The organism is Sphingosinicella soli (assembly GCF_014199685.1).
GTDB classification, from domain to species: Bacteria; Pseudomonadota; Alphaproteobacteria; order Sphingomonadales; family Sphingomonadaceae; genus Sphingosinicella; species Sphingosinicella soli.
On the sequence record NZ_JACHNZ010000045.1, the window covers coordinates 1 to 19048 of the forward strand.

The following is a 19048-nucleotide window of genomic DNA, read 5'->3' on the forward strand; positions in this document are numbered from 1 at the left end:
GGATGGCGTAAGCACCCGTTCTCTATTCCAGATCAGTAACTTACACCACGTCCGCCAACCCCATCCCATGCTCCCGGTGAATAAGACGGGCTAGAACTTTTCATGGTATAAAAATTAATAACAACAGAAATTTGTCTTTGATAAGCCACAGATGATAATTTATATTCAAATATACCAATAATTATAGACAAAAATAAAAAAACTATCGCTATTCTTATTTCAATAAATCGAAAAACGCTGAAACTATCGGAAGATAAAAATCCAACCATTGCCACCAGTATGGCCACGGACAGTTGAATTATTGTCTTAATTAGAGAATCTTCTGAGATTAGCTTGGCAGCGATCAGTCTAGATCGTTCAGCCATCATAACTTCATAGCATTGAAGGTCATCCTTTCCGTATAAAGGATGACCTTCATGAGGTGCACTGGTGTCAGACGCCAATGTCTAAGCCTCCCAACACTTGGGAGGGCATTGTATCTTTACAATCGGCCTCTCTTGCATTGCACTGAACCCTACTCCGCCACCCCGAGCAGCCCCGGCTCATCCCCCGCCTCGTTGGCGGCGGTGGTGAGTTTGTTGGCGGATTTGCGTTTGTCGAAGGCGTCCCACACGTCGTTCCAGCTGCCCTTGGTGGCGGCTTTCGAATATTCGGTGGCGCGGGTTTCGAAGAAGTTGGCGTGCTCGACACCGTTCAGCAGCGGCGCGAGCCACGGCAGCGGGTGTTCGGCGATCTTGTAGATCGGCTTGAGCCCGAGTTGGCTGAGCCGCCAGTCGGCGATGAAGCGGATGTAGTTCTTGATGTCGTCGGGCGTCATGCCGGGCACCGGGCCCATTTCGAACGCCAGATCGACGAACGCGTCCTCCAGATCCACCGTGTGATAGCAGGTGTCGCGGATTTCCTTGCGCATCGCGGGCGTCAGGCAATCCCGCTCCTGGCAGAAGGTGTGGAACAGCTTGATGATGCCCTCGCAGTGCAGGCTCTCGTCGCGCACCGACCAGCTCACGATCTGCCCCATGCCCTTCATCTTGTTGTGGCGCGGGAAGTTCATCAGCATGGCGAAGCTGGCGAAAAGCTGAAGCCCCTCGGTGAAGCCGCCGAACATGGCGAGCGTCTTCGCGATATCCTCGTCCGTGTCCACGCCGAAGGTGGCGAGGTAATCGTGCTTGTCCTTCATTTCCTTGTACTGAAGGAACATGCCGTACTCGCTTTCGGGCATGCCGATCGTATCGAGCAAATGGCTGTAGGCGGCGATGTGCACCGTCTCCATGTTGCTGAACGCGGTCAGCATCATCTTGACTTCGGTGGGCTTGAACACGCGGCCGTATTTTTCGTGGTAGCAATCCTGCACCTCGACATCGGCCTGCGTGAAGAAGCGGAAGATCTGCGTGAGCAGGTTGCGCTCGTGATCCGAGAGCTTCTGCGCCCAGTCGCGGCAATCCTCGCCCAGCGGCACTTCCTCGGGCAGCCAGTGCAGCTGCTGCTGGAGCTTCCAGTAATCGAACGCCCACGGATATTCGAAGGGCTTGTACTGTTTGGAAGCCTTCAGGAGGGACATCGGATCTACCTTCTTCTTGTTATCGCACCGCTGAACACAGCGGCCATTCTATCGTAACTGCAGGCGCAGGCCGAGGCTTACTGGCAGAATCTACTGACAGGCCAGGCACTCGTCGTAATCCTTCGCCTCCACCTCGATCATCTTGAGCATGGGGGTGTTGTCCGCCTCCACGCCGCCCGCGAAACCCGCGCGCTGGATGGATTTTGAGCGGCAGTAGTAGAGCGACTTGATGCCCAGTTCCCACGCCCGGTAGTGCATCATCAGAAGATCCCACTTCTCGATGTCCGCCGGCAGGAACAGGTTCAGGCTCTGCGCCTGATCGATATAGGGCGTGCGGTCGCCGGCGAGTTCGAGCAGCCAGCGCTGATCGATCTCGAACGCGGTGCGGAACGTCGCCTTTTCCTCGGGCGTGAGGAAATCCAGGTGCTGCACCGATCCGCCGCGCTCCAGAATGCCGCTCCAGACCTTGTCGCTGTTCTTCGCTTTTTCTTCGAGCAGCTTTTCGAGGTACGGATTCCTGACTGTGAAGCTGCCCGACAGCGTCTTGTGCGTGTAGATGTTCGCCGGGATCGGCTCGATGCACGCCGAGGTGCCGCCGCAGATGATGCTGATCGACGCGGTCGGCGCGATCGCCATCTTGCACGAAAACCGCTCCATCACGCCCATGTCCTCGGCGTCCGGGCAGGCGCCGCGCTCGGTGGCGAGCAGCATCGAAGCCTCGTCCACATGCGAACGGATGTGGCGGAAGATCTTGAGATTCCAGGATTTCGCCAGCGCGCTTTCGAACGGGATCGAGCGCGCCTGCAGGAAGCTGTGGAAGCCCATGACGCCCAGCCCCACCGAACGCTCGCGCATCGCGGCGTATTTGGCGCGCTCCATCTCGTCGGGCGCGCGCGCGATGTAGTCGGAGAGCACGTTGTCGAGGAAGCGCATCACGTCCTCGACGAACACCTTGTCCTTCGACCACTCGTCCCAGGTTTCAAGGTTGAGGCTGGAGAGGCAGCAGACCGCCGTGCGGTCCTTGTTGTACTGATCGACGCCGGTGGGCAGCGTGATTTCCGAACACAGGTTCGACGTCGTGACCTTCAGGCCCACGTCGCGCTGGTGCTTGGGCATCGTGTTGTTCACGTGATCGATGAAGATGATGTACGGCTCGCCCGTCGCCAGCCGGGTCTCGACCAGCTTCTGGAACAGCGCGCGCGCATCCACCTCGGCCCGCTTGGAGCCGTCCTTCGGGCTGACGAGATCGAAGGGAAGTCCATCCCGCACCGCCTCCATGAAGGCATCCGTGATGAGGACGCCGTGATGCAGGTTCAAGGCCTTGCGGTTGAAATCGCCGGAAGGCTTGCGGATTTCGAGGAACTCTTCGATTTCCGGGTGCGAGACGTCGAGGTAGCAGGCAGCGGAGCCGCGCCTCAGCGATCCCTGGCTTATCGCCAGTGTCAGTGAATCCATGACGCGCACGAACGGGACGATGCCCGACGTCTTGCCGTTCAGGCCCACAGGCTCTCCGATGCCGCGGACATGGCCCCAATAGGTGCCGATGCCGCCGCCCTTGGAGGCGAGCCAGACGTTCTCGTTCCAGGTGGCGACAATGCCCTCGAGGCTGTCGGACACGCTGTTGAGGTAGCAGGAGATCGGCAGGCCGCGCCCGGTGCCGCCGTTCGACAGCACGGGCGTCGCGGGCATGAACCACAGGCGCGAGATATAATCGTAAAGCCGCTGCGCGTGGGCATCGTCGCCGTCGTCCGCATAAGCGGCGGCGACGCGCGCGAAGAGATCCTGCGGTTTCTCGCCGGGCAGCAGATAACGGTCTTCCAGCGTCTGACGGCCGAAATCCGTAAGCAGCGCATCGCGACCGTGATCGATCTCGATCGCATGCGCCGCCGTGCCGCGGTGACGCACCGCCGCTGCAACATCATCGCCATCGAGAATCGCCGTATCCACGCCACTGAAATCCATTTGAACCGACTCCCCTATGTTCCCGCTTCGTTCCGCATTCGTCAAGGGGGACTGCGAATATGGGGTAGCGGGCATTTCCCGCAACGGATACGGCGCTTTTCAAGCCGTCCCCGATATCCTCGTAATCCACAGGCTCCGGCGACTCCTCGCCGGACCGAAGGGGACAAAACCGGCCCTGCCCCGGGAACGCTTCGTTTCCCGTGCGACACAAGCTGTTGTGGTGACCCCCCGGTCCCAGAACCAGACTTTGTGGTGAAGCGCCGCCTAACGCAAGTGTGTTTTTATACAATTTTAGTTTTTGGGACGAGATCAGGCACTTAGCTGAATCGCTTGAAGATTCCGTGCAAGACGCGGGTGGACGCGGCCCCCGGGGGTGGCTAATTACGCGCGCAAAATCGGTGATTTCGAGAGGGCTTTTGCATGGCGGCGATCCGCGAAGAAGACGTTATTGAGTCGGTCGCCGACGCGCTGCAGTACATCAGCTATTATCACCCCATGGATTATATACGCGCGCTTGGCCGCGCGTATGAGCTGGAGCAGGGTCCGGCTGCGAAAGACGCGATCGCGCAGATCCTTACCAACAGCCGCATGTGCGCCGAAGGCCATCGCCCGATCTGCCAGGATACCGGGATCGTGACCGCCTTCGTGAAGATCGGTATGAACGTCCGGTGGCAAGCCACGAAAACTGTTCAAGAAATGGTCGATGAAGGCGTGCGCCGCGCCTACCTTCACCCCGAAAACCGCCTGCGCGCCTCGATCGTTTCGGACCCGGCCTTTTCGCGCAGGAACACGAAGGACAACACGCCCGCCGTCGTCCACGTCGAAATGGTGCCCGGCGACACGGTGGAGATCACCGTCGCGGCGAAGGGCGGCGGCAGCGAGAACAAATCCAAGTTCAAGATGCTGAACCCGAGCGACTCCATCGTCGACTGGGTGCTGGAGATGGTGCCGCAGATGGGCGCGGGCTGGTGCCCGCCGGGCATGCTCGGCATCGGCATCGGCGGCACGGCGGAGAAGGCCGTGCTGCTCGCCAAGGAATCGCTGATGGAGGCGATCGACATGGCGGAGCTGAAGGCGCGCGGGCCGCAAAACGAGATCGAGGCGCTGCGCATCGAGATCTACGACAAGGTGAATGCGCTCGGCATCGGCGCGCAGGGCCTCGGCGGGCTCGCGACCGTGCTTGACGTCAAGATCTACGATTGCCCGACGCACGCAGCCTCGAAGCCGATCGCGATGATCCCGAACTGCGCCGCGACGCGCCACGCGCACTTCGTGCTCGACGGCTCCGGCCCCGCCTACCTCGAAGCGCCGAACCTCGCGGACTGGCCGAAGGTGGAATGGGCGCCCTCCAAGGAGGCGATCCGTGTCGATCTCGACACGCTGACGCCCGAGATCGTCGAAAGCTGGAAGCCGGGCGACCGCATCCTGCTGAGCGGCAAGATGCTCACGGGGCGCGACGCCGCGCACAAACGCATCCACGACATGCTGGCAAACGGAGAGCCGATGCCGGTCGATTTCAAGGGCCGCGTGATTTACTACGTCGGCCCGGTCGATGCCGTGCGCGACGAGGCGGTCGGCCCCGCCGGCCCCACCACGGCGACGCGCATGGACAAGTTCACGCGGATGATGCTGGAACAGGGCCTGATCGCGATGGTGGGCAAGGCCGAGCGCGGCCCCACCGCGATCGAGGCGATCCGCGACCACAAGGCGGCCTATCTGATGGCGGTCGGCGGCGCGGCGTATCTGGTTTCAAAGGCGATCAAATCCGCGAAGGTGATCGCCTTCGAAGACCTCGGCATGGAAGCGATCTACGAGTTCGACGTGCGCGACATGCCCGTGACCGTGGCCGTCGATGCGACGGGCGAAAGCGTCCACCACCTCGCCCCGCTCGTCTGGCGCGAGAAGATCGCGAAGGAACGCCTGCTGGAGCCTGTCGCGTAACCCGCGTGCAGGTTCGAAAACGCCGCTCTCTGACGCTATGCCGGTGCACGCGCGCCCGCGCGAGACGAACCGGCTGAAACGCGCGCCCGGAGGATGGGCGATATCCCGGTTTCGAGGATTGATGACACGGCGGGAGAATTGACGGCGGCGGGGTGGTTCAGCATGAGCGGGGCGATGGTCAAGGCTATGCAACAACCGGTGCGGAACGCGGAGCCCGTGTCCGCGCGCCTGTCGGATACGATTTCGGTGGTGCGCGTCGTGTGCGTGCTCGGCATCGTCTATGTTCATGCGTGGACGGGGCTGAGCGGCGAGCAGCTGGCGGCGCTCGCCCAGTCCGGCCAGGGGCTGCTGCGTCTGGTTCTGATGGAGGTTTTCGGGCGCAGCGCGGTGCCGCTGCTCGGGCTCATTTCCGGTTATCTCGTCGCGGGCGCGGCGATCCGGTCTTGGCGCGGCTTCCTTGCCCGCAAGGCGCGCACGATCCTGCTGCCGATGGCGCTCTGGAATGCGCTTGCGATCCTGCTCGTGTCCGGAACGGCGTGGCTCGGCTTCGTGAAGGCGCCGGTGCCCGAAAGCCTGTGGTGGCTGATCGACGAGCTGTTTTCGATCCTCACCCCCAACCACATCAACGTGCAGGCGCCGTTCCTGCGCGACCTGTTCGTGTGCATGGCGCTCGCGCCGCTGCTGCTTCGGCTGCGCGGCCCCTGGCTGACGGGCGTGATCCTGCTCGCGGCGGCGTGGAGCCTTTCGGGCTGGACCATCCCGCTGATGCTTCGCCCGCCGATCCTTCTGTTTTTCCTGCTCGGCATCGGCGCGCGGCGCCATCATCTGGGCGCCCGCATCGCCGAAGTGCCCCTTGCCGCCGCGCTTGCGCCGTTCGTCGCCGTGGCCGCGATCAAGCTGATCGTCAGCGTGCCGGTGCCCGGCGGCGTGGTGATCTCGCCGGTGTTTCTGCCCCTGCTCGACCTCGGGCTTCGCCTCGCCGCCGCGCTCGCCTTCGCGCGGATCGCGTGGGGGCTTGCGGCGCGCCCGGCGATGTTCCGCAGGCTGGAGCCTTATGCGTTCTTCCTGTTCTGCTCGCACATGATCCTGATCTGGCTGGCGACGCCGCTGTTCGAAGCGTTGACCGGCCCGCTCGGATCGCCCGCCTATCCGTTCCTGCTGATCGTGCATCCGCTGATCGCGCTGGGTTTCGCGCTCGGCCTCGGCCAGGTGCTGGTGCTGTTCGCGCCGCGCGCTGCGGAAATTCTGAGCGGCGGGCGATTGAAGGCGGATGCCGCCGATATGGCGGAAATGCGCGCGGCGTCTTGAAGATGCCGCAATCACTCACCATTTTTTGAACCATGCGGGTGACGGGTCGCCGTCCGCCTGTATAAGAACAAGACAATCCAATTCGAAACCGAAATGCGGGGCGCGTGCACCACGATAACCTGATCCTCATTCTCGTCGGCGGCTTCGTGCTTGCCTTTCTGTTCGGGATGCTGGCGAACCGGCTGAAACTTTCGCCGATCGTCGGGTATCTCGTTGCCGGTGTCGTTGTCGGCCCGTTCACGCCGGGGTGGGTCGCCGATCAGTCGCTCGCGCCGCAGCTGGCGGAAATCGGCGTCATCCTGCTGATGTTCGGCGTCGGCCTGCATTTCTCTCCCAAGGAATTGATGCGCGTCCAGTCGATCGCGCTGCCCGGCGCCGTCGTGCAGATCGCGGTCGCGACCGCGCTCGGCTGGGGTACGGGCATGCTGATGGGCATGTCCGGGCCGGAAGCCGCGATTTTCGGCTTCTCGCTCTCCGTCGCATCGACCGTCGTGCTGCTGCGCGCGATCGAAAGCCGGGGTCAGCTGAAAACCAGCATCGGGCAGATCGCGGTCGGCTGGCTGCTCGTTGAAGACATGGTCATCATCGTCGCGCTCGTGCTGTTGCCGCTGCTCGCGAACATGGGTGACATCGGCGGCGGCGCGGCGATTGCGCGCGAAATCGCCTGGACGTTCGCCAAGATCGCCGCGTTTCTGGTGCTGATGTTCGTCGTGGGCGTTCGCGCCATGCCGATCATCCTCGTGTGGATCGCGCACACCCGTTCGCGCGAGCTGTTCACGCTCGGCGTGCTGGCGATCGCGCTCGGCATCGCGTGGCTTGCCTATGCCGTGTTCGGGGCCTCGTTTGCGCTCGGCGCGTTCGTGGCGGGTCTCGTGCTCAACAGCACGCCGCTCGGGCACAACGCCGCAGAGCGCTCGCTGCCGCTGCGCGATGCGTTCGCGGTGCTGTTCTTCGTGTCGGTGGGCATGCTGTTCGACCCCTCGACGCTGATCCGCGAGCCCGTCGGCGTCATCGCGACGCTGGCGATCATCCTGATCGGCAAGTCGATCGCGGCGGTCGCCGTCACCAGCCTGTTCAAGCGGGAGCGCGGCGAAGGGCTGACGATCGCGGCGAGCCTGGCGCAGATCGGCGAGTTCTCGTTCATCCTCGCGGGTCTCGGCGTGACGCTCGAGCTGATCTCGCACGACACGAACAACCTGATCCTCGCCGCCGCGCTGCTCTCGATCGCGCTCAACCCGTTCATGTTCAAGCTGGCGGACTGGCTTTCGCGCGGCAAGGAACCGCCGCCCGAACCCGTGGCCTCCTGATTACCGCATCAGGTGCTCCCCGAGCGCCTGATAGGCGGGAAGCGACGTCGGATCGAAGTTCACATTGCCTGCCATCGGATGCGAAGCGAAGCGCGCGATGACCATTTCGGCCTTCGGGTCCACATAAATCGCCTGCCCGTGGATGCCGCGCGCCGTATAGGCCCCGTGCGCATTGTGGCTGATCCACCACTGGCTCCGATAGCTCCAGCCCGGCAGCGTCGCGTAACCGGCTCCGGCGAAATCCTCCTTGCGGGCGCCGCGCGCGATGTCGGCGATCGCGGCTTCGGGGATGATCTGCCTGCCGCCCATCCGCCCGCCGAGCCGCATCAGCTCCCCGAAGCGCGCGAGATCGCGCAAACGCATGTTGAAGCCGCCGCCCGCGAACGGCGTGCCGACCGGATCGACCTGGAAATAGCCGTCGGCTTCCGCGCCCATCGGCGCCCAGATCCGTTCCGAAAGCTGCTCGGTGAACGGCTTGCCGCCGACGCGCGAAACGATCCAGCCGAGCACATCGGTGTTGATCGTGCGGTAGGTGAAGCCCTCGCCGTGGTTGCCCGCCTTCTTCACGGTAGCGAGATACGCATAGTCGCCGTTCGGCCCCGCATAACCCGCCGCGCGCGGCCCCGCGCCGATCGCCGCGACGTATCCCGCGAACGTGGAATCGGGGTCGCCGTATGTCTCGCTGAAGTCGAGGCCGGTGGTCATGTCCATCACGTGCCGGACGGTCGCATCGCCAAAGCCGCTGTCCTTCAGCTCCGGGATGTAGGCCGCAACGGTTTTCGCGGGATCGAGCCTGCCTTCGGCGATCAGCATGGCGGCAAGCGTGCCGACGAACGACTTGCTGACGGAAAAGGAGATATGCTCGCCTTCAGGCTTCAGCGCGCCGAAGTAGCGCTCGTAGACGATCCGCCCCTTGTGAAGCACGACGATGCCGTCGGTGTAGTTCGCCGCAAGCGACGCGGCCCACGTCATCGGCTTTGCGCCGCCGATCGGCATGAACGTCACCGTATCGATGTCGCTACGCTCGGCGCGCGGCAGTTCGCTGACCGGACCCGTCCCGCGCGACACGCCCACCGTCGGCATCAACTCGCGCCAGTGCGAAAAGCTCCAGCGCCACTGCGGGAAGGTGAAGAAGCTGTAGTCGCCGAACGCGATGCGCTTTTCAGGCGGCGGCGGCGTCCCCTGCATCCAGCCGAGCTTCACGGGATCGCTCACGTCAGCATCGGGAAACGCAGGCTCCGCGCGTGCGGATACGGCAACAACCGCCGCAACAACGACGATTCCGATCATGGCTTTCATTGTGCGCCCTCCCAGACTGCGGGAAGGCTATGAAACCATTGCCTCTTCCACAAGCAGAGAGGTTTGAGAGGGTGAAGCTAGGGCGGGTCGACATTCAGAAGATGACGTGCCGAAAATGGTGGATTTTCGTGACCCAGAGCGCAGCGTACTAAAGGTACGTGAGCACCGGAAGCGCGGAAAGCCGCCATTTGCAGGCCGTCAGAGCTGAATGTCGATCCGCCCTAGCAGGCGCCCGTGCGCTTGCCGCTCGTCTTCGATGTCATCTTCATGTTGCCGCGCGGCCCGTCGACGACCATCACGTTGGTCGATTGATAGCTGTCGGCGGTATAGGTGCCCAGCATCGTCATCCGCATGTTGCCCTGCGGCCCCTTGCACTGCATCGCGGCGTTCAGCTTGCCGCGGGCCATTTCGAACTTCGTGTATTCACACTCGCCGTTGTCGCCCTTGAACATCTGGCGCGGGTCTTTCGCCGCCTGTTCGGCCGTCAGGCAATAGCTGTGGCTGATCGGGCGCTTCTTCATCATCTCCAGCGCCTGGGGTGGCATGCCGGGCATGTCGATCGCCGTGATCGTGCCGGTCGACGCCCATTTCCCCGGTGTCACCATATTGCCGGCGAAGGCAGCAAGCGGCACCGCCGCGGTTGCTGCAAGCAGAAGCCTGAATCCGGCGCGCATGGGGACATCCTTTTATGAAAACCGATGCCCGTGAGTATACCGCCGGGGCAATCGCGGTAAAGATAACGGTGCGTTAACCCTGAAAAAGACTCAGCGCGGTTTCAGCAGTTCGAGCGTTGCCGTCACCATCGCTTCGGTGCCCAGCGTCACCGCCGGTTCGGGCGCGATCTTGAACAGCGGAGAGTGGTGCGAAGGCACCGGCGGCCCGCCCGCCTTGGCCGCATCGAACGCCGCCTGCGGCGTGCCGCCGACCCCGAAATAATAGCCGGGCACCTTGAGTTCGGGCTGCACGAAAAACGCGAAATCCTCCGCGCCCATCGTTTCCTGCACAAAGGGGATCATCACGCCGGGCCCCAGATCGCGCGCGAACGCCGCGTTCATGCGCCGGGCGAGCGGTCCGTCATTGATCGTCGTGGGCGTACCCTCGCTCACCTTCACGTCGGGCAGTCTGTCTTCCGCGACGCCGTTCGCCCGCGCGACGTTCTTCGCCACGCGCTCGATCGCCGCGATCAGCTGCGCGCGCGTCGCCTCGTCGTTGGCGCGCACGGTGAGCTGAAGGTCCGCGCGGTCGGAGATGATGTTGTGCTTGTGCCCGGCATGGAACGCGCCGACCGTGATGACGGCAGGCGACAGCGGCCCGACCTCGCGGCTGACGATCGATTGCAGCGCCACGACGATCGCCGACGCGATGTAGACCGGATCCTTGCCCGCGTGCGGCGCCGCGCCGTGCGCCCCAACGCCGTGCACGGTAATATCCACACTGTCGGCCGACGAATACTGCAGGCCTTCCGATGCGCTGATCTTGCCCGTCGGCAGGTTCGCGGCGACGTGGAAGGCGACCGCATAATCCGGCTTGGGAAAGCGCGTGTAGAGCCCGTCCGCCAGCATCGCCTTCGCGCCGCCCACACGCTCCTCGGCGGGCTGCACGATGAACAGGATCGTGCCTTTCCATCTGTCCTTCATCGCCGCGAGACGCCGCGCGGTGCCGACCATCGCCGTGATGTGCGTATCGTGGCCGCAGGCGTGCATCACGGGGTAAACCTGCCCGTCCTGCCCCTTCTGCGTGACCTTGGAGGCATAGGGCAGCCCCGATTTCTCCTCGACCGGCAGCCCGTCCATATCGGCGCGCAGCATCAGCACGGGGCCGTCGCCGTTCTTCATCACGCCGACGACGCCGGTGCCGCCCACGCCTGTCGTCACGGTCGCGCCGGCTTTCTTCAGCTCGGCGGCCATGCGCTTCGCCGTCTCGGTTTCGAGGTAGGAAAGCTCCGGGTTCTGGTGGAAATGCGTGAAGAGCGGGCCGAGATACGTGTCGTAATCGCTCTTGATCGCCGACTTGAGCGCAGGGTCCGCAGCGGCCGGAGCCGCAAGCGCCGCAGCCGCCACGGCGGCGAGCAAAAGGCGCGCAGTTGCATCGCCGAGCATGAAGTCCCCTCCCCGTTCCGAAATGGAATCGAGCGAGCAGGCTAGCAAGGCGCGGGACGGACCGCCAGACGGCCCGTCCCGAAAAGCATCAGCAGGTGCCGGTGATGCGCCCGTTGACGTTCGACCGCACGGTCATGTCGCCGGTCTTGGTTTTGAACACCGACGTGTTGGAGCCCTTGTAGAACGTGCCGTTGTACGTGCCGACGAAGGCGATGCTCGCGTCGCCGTAGGAGCCGCCGGTGCACTTCGCCGCTGCCTCCACGCGGCCCAGGCGGACGGTGAAGCGCGAATATTTGCACGTGCCGAATGCCGCGCCGATCGCGGCTTTCACTTCGCTGTCTCCCGGCGCCTTGATGGCACAGACGGAATGGTTGATCGGCGTGGATATCAGCAGTTTCTTCGTTGCCGCATCGACACCCGGTCCGTTGACCGAAACGATCGCTCCCGTTGTCGTCCACAGCGATTTGCCCGCCGCGTGGGCACCCGCCGGCAACACGGCTGCGGCGAGGATGGTAACCAGCATACCTTTGACTGCACGCTTCATTTTCCCAAGACCCCTTGTATCGATTCGCCAGCCGACCGCCGATTCCAGACACACGGCGCCCATCTGGCAATCGGCCCTTACACCCCCCATAGTTAAGCAATGACCAACATCCGGATTCGCACCTCGCTCACCGACCCGTCGGAGCAGTCGGTGTTCCAGCCCCATCGCCCCGCGCGCCCGGAAAAATCCGAAGGCGGGCGGCGCTTCGTGCTGGCGAGCGAATATCAGCCCTCCGGCGATCAGCCGCACGCGATCGCCGAACTCGTTGCGGGGCTGAATGCGGGCGACCGGGAGCAGGTGCTGCTCGGCGTCACCGGATCGGGCAAGACCTTCACGATGGCGAAGATCGTGGAGGCGCTGCAGCGCCCCACCCTCGTCCTTGCGCACAACAAGATCCTCGCCGCGCAGCTCTACGGGGAGTTCAAGTCGTTCTTCCCCAGCAACGCGGTCGAATATTTCGTCAGCTACTACGATTACTACCAGCCCGAGGCCTACGTTCCGCGCTCCGACACGTACATCGAGAAGGAAAGCTCGGTAAACGAGGCGATCGACCGGATGCGCCACTCGGCCACCCGCGCGCTGCTGGAGCGCGACGACGTGCTGATCGTCGCCTCGGTCTCGTGCCTCTACGGTATCGGATCGGTCGAGACCTATTCGGCGATGACCTTCAAGCTCAACAAGGGCGAGAGCGTCGACAACCGCGAGATCATCCGCAAGCTCGTCGCACTGCAATACAAGCGCAACGACGCGAACTTCGTGCGCGGATCGTTTCGCGTGCGCGGCGACAGCCTGGAAATCTTCCCGAGCCATCTTGAAGACATGGCGTGGCGCATCAGCTTCTTCGGCGACGAGATCGAGGAGATCGCCGAGTTCGACCCGCTGACCGGCGAAAAGGGCGCGCGGCTCGATACGGTGAAGGTCTACGCGAACTCCCACCACGTCACGCCCGGCCCGACGCTGAAACAGGCGACCATCGCGATCAAGGCGGAGCTTGCCGAGCGGCTGAAGGAGTTCGAGGCGGAAGGCAAATTGCTCGAAGCGCAGCGGCTGGAGCAGCGCACCAATTTCGACCTCGAAATGATCGCCGCCACCGGAAGCTGCGCGGGCATCGAGAATTATTCGCGCTTCCTCACCGGTCGCATCCCCGGCGAGCCGCCGCCCACGCTCTTCGAATACCTGCCTGAAAATGCGCTGCTCTTCGTCGACGAAAGCCACCAGACCGTGCCGCAGATCAGCGCCATGTCGCGCGGCGATTTCCGGCGCAAGCTGACGCTCGCCGAATACGGCTTCCGCCTGCCCTCGTGCATCGACAACCGCCCGCTGAAGTTCGACGAGTGGGACGCGATGCGCCCGCAATCTACCTTCGTGTCGGCCACGCCCGGCCCGTGGGAGATGGAGCGCACGGCGGGCGTCTTCACCGAGCAGGTGATCCGCCCCACCGGGCTGATCGATCCGCCCGTGGAAATCCGCCCCGTGGAGAGCCAGGTCGACGACCTGATCGGCGAAATCCGCGAGACGAACGCCAAGGGATACCGCACGCTCGTCACCACGCTCACCAAGCGCATGGCCGAAGACCTCACCGAGTTCCTGCACGAAGCGGGCATCAAGGTCCGCTACATGCACTCCGACGTCGAAACGCTGGAACGCATCGAGCTGATCCGCGACCTGCGCATGGGCGTGTACGACGTGCTCGTGGGCATCAACCTGCTGCGCGAGGGGCTCGATATCCCCGAATGCGGCCTCGTCGCCATATTGGACGCGGACAAGGAGGGCTTCCTGCGCTCCGAAACCAGCCTGGTGCAGACCATCGGCCGCGCCGCGCGCAACATCGACGGCCGCGTCATCCTCTACGCCGACAGGATCACCGGCTCGATGGAACGCGCGCTCGCCGAGACCGACCGCCGCCGCGCCAAACAGGTCGCCTACAACGAAGCGCACGGCATCACGCCGCAGACCATCAGGAAATCCATCGGCGACATCATCGCGCATGTCACCGACAAGGCCGACCGCGTCACCGTAGGCATAGACGACGAAACCCCGCACCTCGTCGGTCACAACCTCAAGGCCCACATCGCCGACCTCGAGGAAAAAATGAAAACCGCCGCCGCCGACCTCGAATTCGAAACCGCCGCCCGCATCCGCGACGAAATCCGCAAGCTGGAAGCGTCAGAACTCGGCCTCCCGGCGGACCTCCAGGTCGCAAGGCCGAAGGGCCGCGCGATGGAAGGCGCGCCGGGCACACGGAAAACGCGGTTCGGTAAGACACGGCCGCGGAAGATAGGGATTTGATTTCAGGTATTGACGCCCACTGGCGTCGCTATACGTAGATCAGCGGGCGAGCGTCGCACTCATTATTGAATATAGTGAGGTCAGAAGCATGACGCGCATCTTCGACAACCAATCGACTATGTCATTCCGAGATTTTCAGCGCGCGCTGAAAGCTTTCGGATTCGAGCTGGATCGAACAAGAGGTAGTCATATGATCTACGTGCATCCGCATGTGCCCCGCCCTTTTTCCGTGCAGCGGAGCAGAAAAGACGTAAAGCCCTACCAAATTCACGCGCTACTTGCTTTGGTAAAGGCCCACGGCTTACACATTAAGGCATGAACGAGCCGCATTACCATATCAACCTGTTCTGGTCGGCCGAGGACGGCTGCTGGATCGCGGACGTCCCCGATCTGCGGCCTTGCTCCGCGCATGGCGAGACGCGCGCAGAGGCGCTTTCGCATGTGCACGACGCTATCGAAGGGTGGCTGGAAACGGCGCGCGTGCGCAACCTCCCCATCCCCGAACCCCGCTATCGTCCGGCGATCTACGCGACCTGAGCGATGGCGCACGTTCGCAAAGGGCAAATCACGTCCTCGCCGCAGTGGTGGAAGCACCTGCGTGACTGGAAGCGTGTATTCTGGAAAGCAGAGCGCCGGGCTGCGCAAAGGGATGCTGAACAGCGCGCATCGTCTGGCGATTAGAATCGTTCGGTTTCAGGCTAAATCTCTCAAGCCCCTCCCTCTTCAGGGGAGGGGTTGGGGTGGGGCGGTTCCGCCCGGCGCTGCGTGTGGGGATAGGCCCCACCCCCGGCCCCTCCCCTGAAGAGGAGGGGAGAACTCGGGCCATCGATCCGGCGTCAGACCGACTCCAGGTTCTGGTCGCAAAATTCACATCATCGCCGTAAGCCCTTCTACTCCCCCTCCACCAGCAGCTTGAGCCTCGCCAGACGCTGGCGCCACGCAGCCTTCAACCTCTCGAACTCCGCTTCCGCCGACGCGAGGCCTGCGGCATCCAGTGCCCACACGTGCTCGCGGCCGCGCATCGCGCCTTTCACCAGCCCCGCGCCTTCCAGCACCTTGAGGTGCCGCGTCACCGCCTGGCGCGTCACCCCCGCCCCGCTGCTGAGGTCGCTGATCGAGGCGTCGCCGCGCGCGGCCAGCGTTTCCACCAGGCGCAGGCGCTGCGGGTCGCCGAGCGCGGCGAACTGGGCGGCGCGTTCAGGCTGCGTCGGCAAGATATGTCTTCAGCGAAGCGGCCTGATGCAGCCAGCCGTTGACGTTGTCGCGGAATACCGAGGGGCGGCGCGCCGCAGTGATCGCGTCGAAGCCCGTCTCGGTGACGGTGAGCATCGTCCCGCCCGCATGCGGCGCCACGTCGAACACCGTCGTCGTCTTCGGCTCCTTCGCATAATCGATGCTGTGATCGATCCAGCCCGGATGCCAGCGCCACACGAGGCGGCGGGGCGGCGTCATCTCGACGATGTCGATGGCGAAGCGCTCGCCCAGGCAGGTCATCGAAACCGTGCGGCCCTCCGCGAACGGCGCATCGAGCGCGCTGGAGAACCATGTGCCGAACTCCTCCGCATCGGTCAGCGCGCGCCAGACGCGTTCCGGCGGGGCGGCGAGGAAGACGCGCTGTTCGATGATGTCTGTGCTTGTCATGCCTGTCTCCTTATCATGCAATCTTTATGTTGCGTATCTGGACACGACATGCAACCGATTCGTTGCGCGAATTCACCAGCTAAACGCCGCCCTCCCCGTGCGCTATGCTTTGCGGTGCAGGGAGGGGAGCCATGACAGAGACCGTATTTGGCGAACGCATGCTGATCGCGCACGGCGACATCGCCGCAACCGGGCGCGACAGCGCCGCATTGCCGGCGCCTGACGAGGGCGACGTGCTGTTCGCCGTGCGCCGCATCGCGCTGACCGCGAACAACGTGACCTACGCGGCGGCGGGCGAGATGATGGGCTACTGGCGCTTCTTCCCCGGCCCGGAGGGCAAGGGCATCCTGCCGGTGTGGGGCTTCGCCGAGGCGGTGGAAAGTCGCGCGGAAGGCATCGCGGCGGGCGACAGGTTCTACGGCTACTGGCCGCTCGCCACGCATCTTCTGGTGCGCGCGCCGGAGCCGAACGCGCAGGGCTTCACGGACACGGCGGCGCATCGGCAGGGCCTGTCCGACGTCTACAACCGCTACCAGCCCGCGCCCGAGCATAGCGCGGACGATGAAGCCATCGAGGCGCTGTTCCGCCCGCTGTTCATGACCGGCTGGCTGATCGACCGCTTTCTCGATGCCGCCGAGGATTTCGGCGCGGCGCAGGTGATCCTCTCCAGCGCCTCCTCGAAGACGGCGCAGGCGGCGGCGTTCAACCTCACGCGGCGGCAGGGCCGGCAGCCCGCGGTCGTCGGGCTAACCTCGGCGGCGAACCGGGCGTTCGTGGAGAGCCTGGGCAGTTACGACCGCGTGCTGACCTACGACGCGGTGGACAGCATCGAGACGTGCCCGAGCGTCTACGTGGATTTCGCGGGCGACAGCGCGCTGACGGCGAAGGTGCACACGCATCTGGGCGACGCGCTGAAGCACAGCGCCATCGTCGGCATGACACACTGGAGCGAGGCGGGCGGCGGCACCGCGATGCCTGGGCCGACGCCGACGCTCTTCTTCGCGCCGACTGCGGCGGAGGCGACCGTCGCGGCGCTGGGACCGGCGGGCTTCGCGGAAGCAAACGGCAAGGCATGGGCGGCGTTCGTGCCGCACGTGCGCGGCAAGCTGGCGCTGGAAACGCGGCGCGGCATCGCCGAAGCCGAAGCGGCCTATCGCAGCCTCGCAGCGGGCAGGATCGGCGGCGCGGCGGGGATCGTGGTGGAGCTGGACTAGGCTCTACCTGCCGCACCTTGCACCGCGCGGCATCATGCACTAATTGAAATTACATGAAACGAGACAGCCGCCTGTCGGGGGTGCTCCATGTGCTGCTGCACATGGCTGAGCACGATGGCCCGATGACCTCCGAAACGCTCGCGAAGGCGATGCAGACGAACCCCGTGGTGATCCGCCGGATCATGGCCGGGCTTCGCGAGCGGGGCTATGTGCGCTCGGAAAAGGGCCACGGCGGCGGCTGGACACTGTCTTGCGATCTCGGCGCGATCACCTTGCGCGACGTCTACGATGCGCTCGGCGGCCCCTCGCTGATGGCGATGGGCAACCGCGCCGAAGCGCCCGGCTGCCTTGTCGAGCAGGCCGTGAACGCCGCGCTCGATGACAGCTTTCGCGAAGCGGAGGCGCTGCTGCTGGCACGCTTCGAAACCGTTTCGCTCGCCGCGCTCAGCGCAGATTTCCACGCCCGGCTGCAACAGCGCGGCGGGCCATTTCCGAAAGATCATGACCATGGCGAGTAAAGCCCAAGACGGCGCAGCGGATTTCATCAAGGCCTTCTCCGATCCCGCCGCCATCGCGAACTATGCCGAAGGGCCGCCCCGTTTCATGCCCGGCTTCGAATCGCTCCACCGGATGACCTCGGTGCTGCTTGCCGAACATGCGCCGGACGATGCGCGCGTTCTTGTGCTCGGCGCCGGCGGCGGGCTGGAAATCAAGGCGCTGGCGACCGCGCAGCCGGGATGGACGTTCGTGGGCGTCGATCCCGCGGCGCCGATGCTGGACGTGGCCAGGCGCACGCTGGGGCCGCTGATGGCGCGCGTTGAGCTGATCGAAGGCTATATCGACGCTGCGCCCGCCGGGCCGTTCGACGCCGCGACCTGCCTGCTGACGCTGCATTTCCTGGATGCGGCGGAGCGCGAGCGCACCGTGCGTGCGATCCACCAGCGGCTGAAGCCAGGCGCGCCGTTCGTGGCGGCGCACGGCAGCTATCCGCAGGATGCCGCGCGCGAACTCTGGCTGTCGCGCTACGCGGCCTACGCCGTTGCGTCGGGCGCCGAGCCCGAGCAGGCGCAGATGGCGCGCAATGCCGTCTCCACGTCGGTGAACATGATGGACCCGGAGGATGATCTCGGCATCCTGCGCGCGGGCGGCTTTGCGGACGCAGACCCCTTCTTCGCCGCCTTCACCTGGCGCGGCTGGATCGGCCACGCCTGAACGGGCGCGCTACTGCGATGCGGAAGCCACCTGCTGTTTCTGCTGCCACGCCGCAAGCTCGGCCTGAAAGGCCTCGATGCGGAGGAAATGATCCTGGAAATCCTGCTCGATGTCGGCAAGCGCGCCGAGCGCCCAGGTTTCCAGCGCTTTTGAAGGCATGGCGTTTGCCGCCGCGAGATAGCGCGCCGTTTTCGCGCAGAACGCGCCTTTCACGGGCGGGTAGGCGTAGTGATTGTACAGCTTCGTCATGCGGCTGTCGCGAACGCGCAGGCCCGCGCTGCCGTGTTCGCGGCGGTATTTGGCATTGATCGCGGTGTTGGCATTCGCCAGCACGGTCTTGTGGAGTTTCAGGAAACGGTTGTAGCCGTCGCGCGGCGCGGTGTTCGCGCTCGTCACGCAGCTGAGCGCCGCGACGTTGAGCGCGGAGCGTACGTTGAACAGCATTTCAAGCGGACCGATGCCGACATTGGGCGTGAGGAAACGCCCCGTGCTGTCTTTTTCGGGCAATTGATACGCCGGGTCGACGCCTGCGGGCGGCTGCGGCGGAAGCAGCAGCGGCCGCGGCGCCGGTGGCGGCTTCACGGGGCGGCAGAGGCGCAGGCGGCGCGGCGCAGGCCGCAACGACAAGCGCCAGCATGATCGCCGTGTATTGACCCCGCATACGTCCCCGCCCC

19 protein-coding genes are annotated in these 19048 nt (G+C 64.3%); 9 read left to right on the forward strand and 10 right to left on the reverse strand.

The genetic code is table 11. From position 1 onward, the window contains the following. Positions 1-32 precede the first annotated feature (32 nt). The 3 genes from GGQ98_RS15450 to GGQ98_RS15460 all read right to left on the reverse strand — a co-directional run bounded on the left by GGQ98_RS15450 (position 33) and on the right by GGQ98_RS15460 (position 3520). Complete coding sequence (locus GGQ98_RS15450; RefSeq protein WP_184071117.1) at positions 33-443, reverse strand: hypothetical protein; 411 nt, start codon at positions 441-443, stop codon at positions 33-35. A 71-nt stretch (positions 444-514) separates the two neighbouring features. Beyond that, a complete protein-coding gene (locus GGQ98_RS15455; protein WP_184071118.1) occupies positions 515-1558 on the reverse strand; it encodes a ribonucleotide-diphosphate reductase subunit beta in 1044 nt (347 codons plus the stop codon). A gap of 90 nt (positions 1559-1648) precedes the next feature. Further along, complete coding sequence (locus GGQ98_RS15460) at positions 1649-3520, reverse strand: ribonucleoside-diphosphate reductase subunit alpha (protein WP_184071120.1); 1872 nt, start codon at positions 3518-3520, stop codon at positions 1649-1651. Between the two features lie 420 nt (positions 3521-3940). Here GGQ98_RS15460 and GGQ98_RS15465 point away from each other — a divergent pair, with 420 nt between their 5' ends. The 3 genes from GGQ98_RS15465 to GGQ98_RS15475 all read left to right on the forward strand — a co-directional run bounded on the left by GGQ98_RS15465 (position 3941) and on the right by GGQ98_RS15475 (position 8076). Continuing rightward, complete coding sequence (locus GGQ98_RS15465) at positions 3941-5461, forward strand: fumarate hydratase (RefSeq protein ID WP_184071122.1); 1521 nt, start codon at positions 3941-3943, stop codon at positions 5459-5461. Positions 5462-5647: 186 nt separating this feature from the next. Next, positions 5648-6769 carry an acyltransferase family protein gene (locus GGQ98_RS15470; protein ID WP_184071124.1) on the forward strand — a complete coding sequence of 374 codons (1122 nt, stop codon included), beginning with the start codon at positions 5648-5650 and terminating at the stop codon, positions 6767-6769. Between the two features lie 104 nt (positions 6770-6873). Beyond that, positions 6874-8076 carry a cation:proton antiporter domain-containing protein gene (locus GGQ98_RS15475; RefSeq protein WP_184071126.1) on the forward strand — a complete coding sequence of 401 codons (1203 nt, stop codon included), beginning with the start codon at positions 6874-6876 and terminating at the stop codon, positions 8074-8076. Here GGQ98_RS15475 and GGQ98_RS15480 read toward each other — a convergent pair whose 3' ends face one another. From GGQ98_RS15480 to GGQ98_RS15495, 4 genes are all read right to left on the reverse strand, one after another. After that, positions 8077-9375, reverse strand: coding sequence for a serine hydrolase domain-containing protein (locus tag GGQ98_RS15480; RefSeq protein WP_184071128.1), 1299 nt, complete (start codon positions 9373-9375; stop codon positions 8077-8079). It abuts the gene before it with no gap. Positions 9376-9596: 221 nt separating this feature from the next. Further along, positions 9597-10049, reverse strand: a complete 453-nt coding sequence (locus GGQ98_RS15485) for a DUF3617 domain-containing protein (protein ID WP_184071130.1) — start codon at positions 10047-10049, stop codon at positions 9597-9599. A gap of 90 nt (positions 10050-10139) precedes the next feature. Then, positions 10140-11474, reverse strand: coding sequence for an amidohydrolase (locus GGQ98_RS15490; protein WP_184071132.1), 1335 nt, complete (start codon positions 11472-11474; stop codon positions 10140-10142). Positions 11475-11562: 88 nt separating this feature from the next. Beyond that, positions 11563-11997, reverse strand: a complete 435-nt coding sequence (locus GGQ98_RS15495) for a DUF3617 domain-containing protein (protein WP_184071134.1) — start codon at positions 11995-11997, stop codon at positions 11563-11565. A gap of 120 nt (positions 11998-12117) precedes the next feature. On the opposite strand from GGQ98_RS15495, the gene uvrB reads away from it, so the two are divergent. The 3 genes from uvrB (at position 12118) to GGQ98_RS15510 (ending at position 14844) form a co-directional block, all read left to right on the forward strand. Continuing rightward, positions 12118-14307 carry an excinuclease ABC subunit UvrB gene (gene uvrB / locus GGQ98_RS15500; RefSeq protein WP_184071136.1) on the forward strand — a complete coding sequence of 730 codons (2190 nt, stop codon included), beginning with the start codon at positions 12118-12120 and terminating at the stop codon, positions 14305-14307. A 118-nt stretch (positions 14308-14425) separates the two neighbouring features. Further along, complete coding sequence (locus GGQ98_RS15505; protein WP_243451940.1) at positions 14426-14626, forward strand: type II toxin-antitoxin system HicA family toxin; 201 nt, start codon at positions 14426-14428, stop codon at positions 14624-14626. Continuing rightward, positions 14623-14844 carry a type II toxin-antitoxin system HicB family antitoxin gene (locus GGQ98_RS15510; RefSeq protein WP_184071139.1) on the forward strand — a complete coding sequence of 74 codons (222 nt, stop codon included), beginning with the start codon at positions 14623-14625 and terminating at the stop codon, positions 14842-14844. The genes GGQ98_RS15505 and GGQ98_RS15510 overlap by 4 nt, the downstream gene beginning before the upstream one ends. A 353-nt stretch (positions 14845-15197) precedes the next feature. Here the strand turns inward: GGQ98_RS15510 and GGQ98_RS15515 are convergent, their stop codons facing one another. After that, positions 15198-15521: an ArsR/SmtB family transcription factor gene (locus GGQ98_RS15515; RefSeq protein WP_184071141.1), complete on the reverse strand. Its 324-nt coding sequence runs from the start codon at positions 15519-15521 to the stop codon at positions 15198-15200. Beyond that, positions 15505-15948, reverse strand: coding sequence for an SRPBCC family protein (locus tag GGQ98_RS15520; RefSeq protein ID WP_184071143.1), 444 nt, complete (start codon positions 15946-15948; stop codon positions 15505-15507). Before GGQ98_RS15520 ends, GGQ98_RS15515 begins: the two co-directional genes overlap by 17 nt. 131 nt (positions 15949-16079) lie before the next feature. Here GGQ98_RS15520 and GGQ98_RS15525 point away from each other — a divergent pair, with 131 nt between their 5' ends. The 3 genes from GGQ98_RS15525 to GGQ98_RS15535 are packed head-to-tail and all read left to right on the forward strand — an operon-like array spanning position 16080 to position 18374. Beyond that, positions 16080-17162: a DUF2855 family protein gene (locus GGQ98_RS15525; RefSeq protein WP_184071145.1), complete on the forward strand. Its 1083-nt coding sequence runs from the start codon at positions 16080-16082 to the stop codon at positions 17160-17162. Between the two features lie 53 nt (positions 17163-17215). Continuing rightward, positions 17216-17680 carry an Rrf2 family transcriptional regulator gene (locus GGQ98_RS15530; protein WP_184071147.1) on the forward strand — a complete coding sequence of 155 codons (465 nt, stop codon included), beginning with the start codon at positions 17216-17218 and terminating at the stop codon, positions 17678-17680. After that, a complete protein-coding gene (locus GGQ98_RS15535) occupies positions 17670-18374 on the forward strand; it encodes a class I SAM-dependent methyltransferase (protein ID WP_184071149.1) in 705 nt (234 codons plus the stop codon). The genes GGQ98_RS15530 and GGQ98_RS15535 overlap by 11 nt, the downstream gene beginning before the upstream one ends. A 9-nt stretch (positions 18375-18383) precedes the next feature. On the opposite strand, the gene GGQ98_RS15540 is transcribed toward GGQ98_RS15535, so the two are convergent. Then, complete coding sequence (locus GGQ98_RS15540; protein WP_184071151.1) at positions 18384-18995, reverse strand: hypothetical protein; 612 nt, start codon at positions 18993-18995, stop codon at positions 18384-18386. Between the last annotated feature and the right edge of the window lie 53 nt (positions 18996-19048).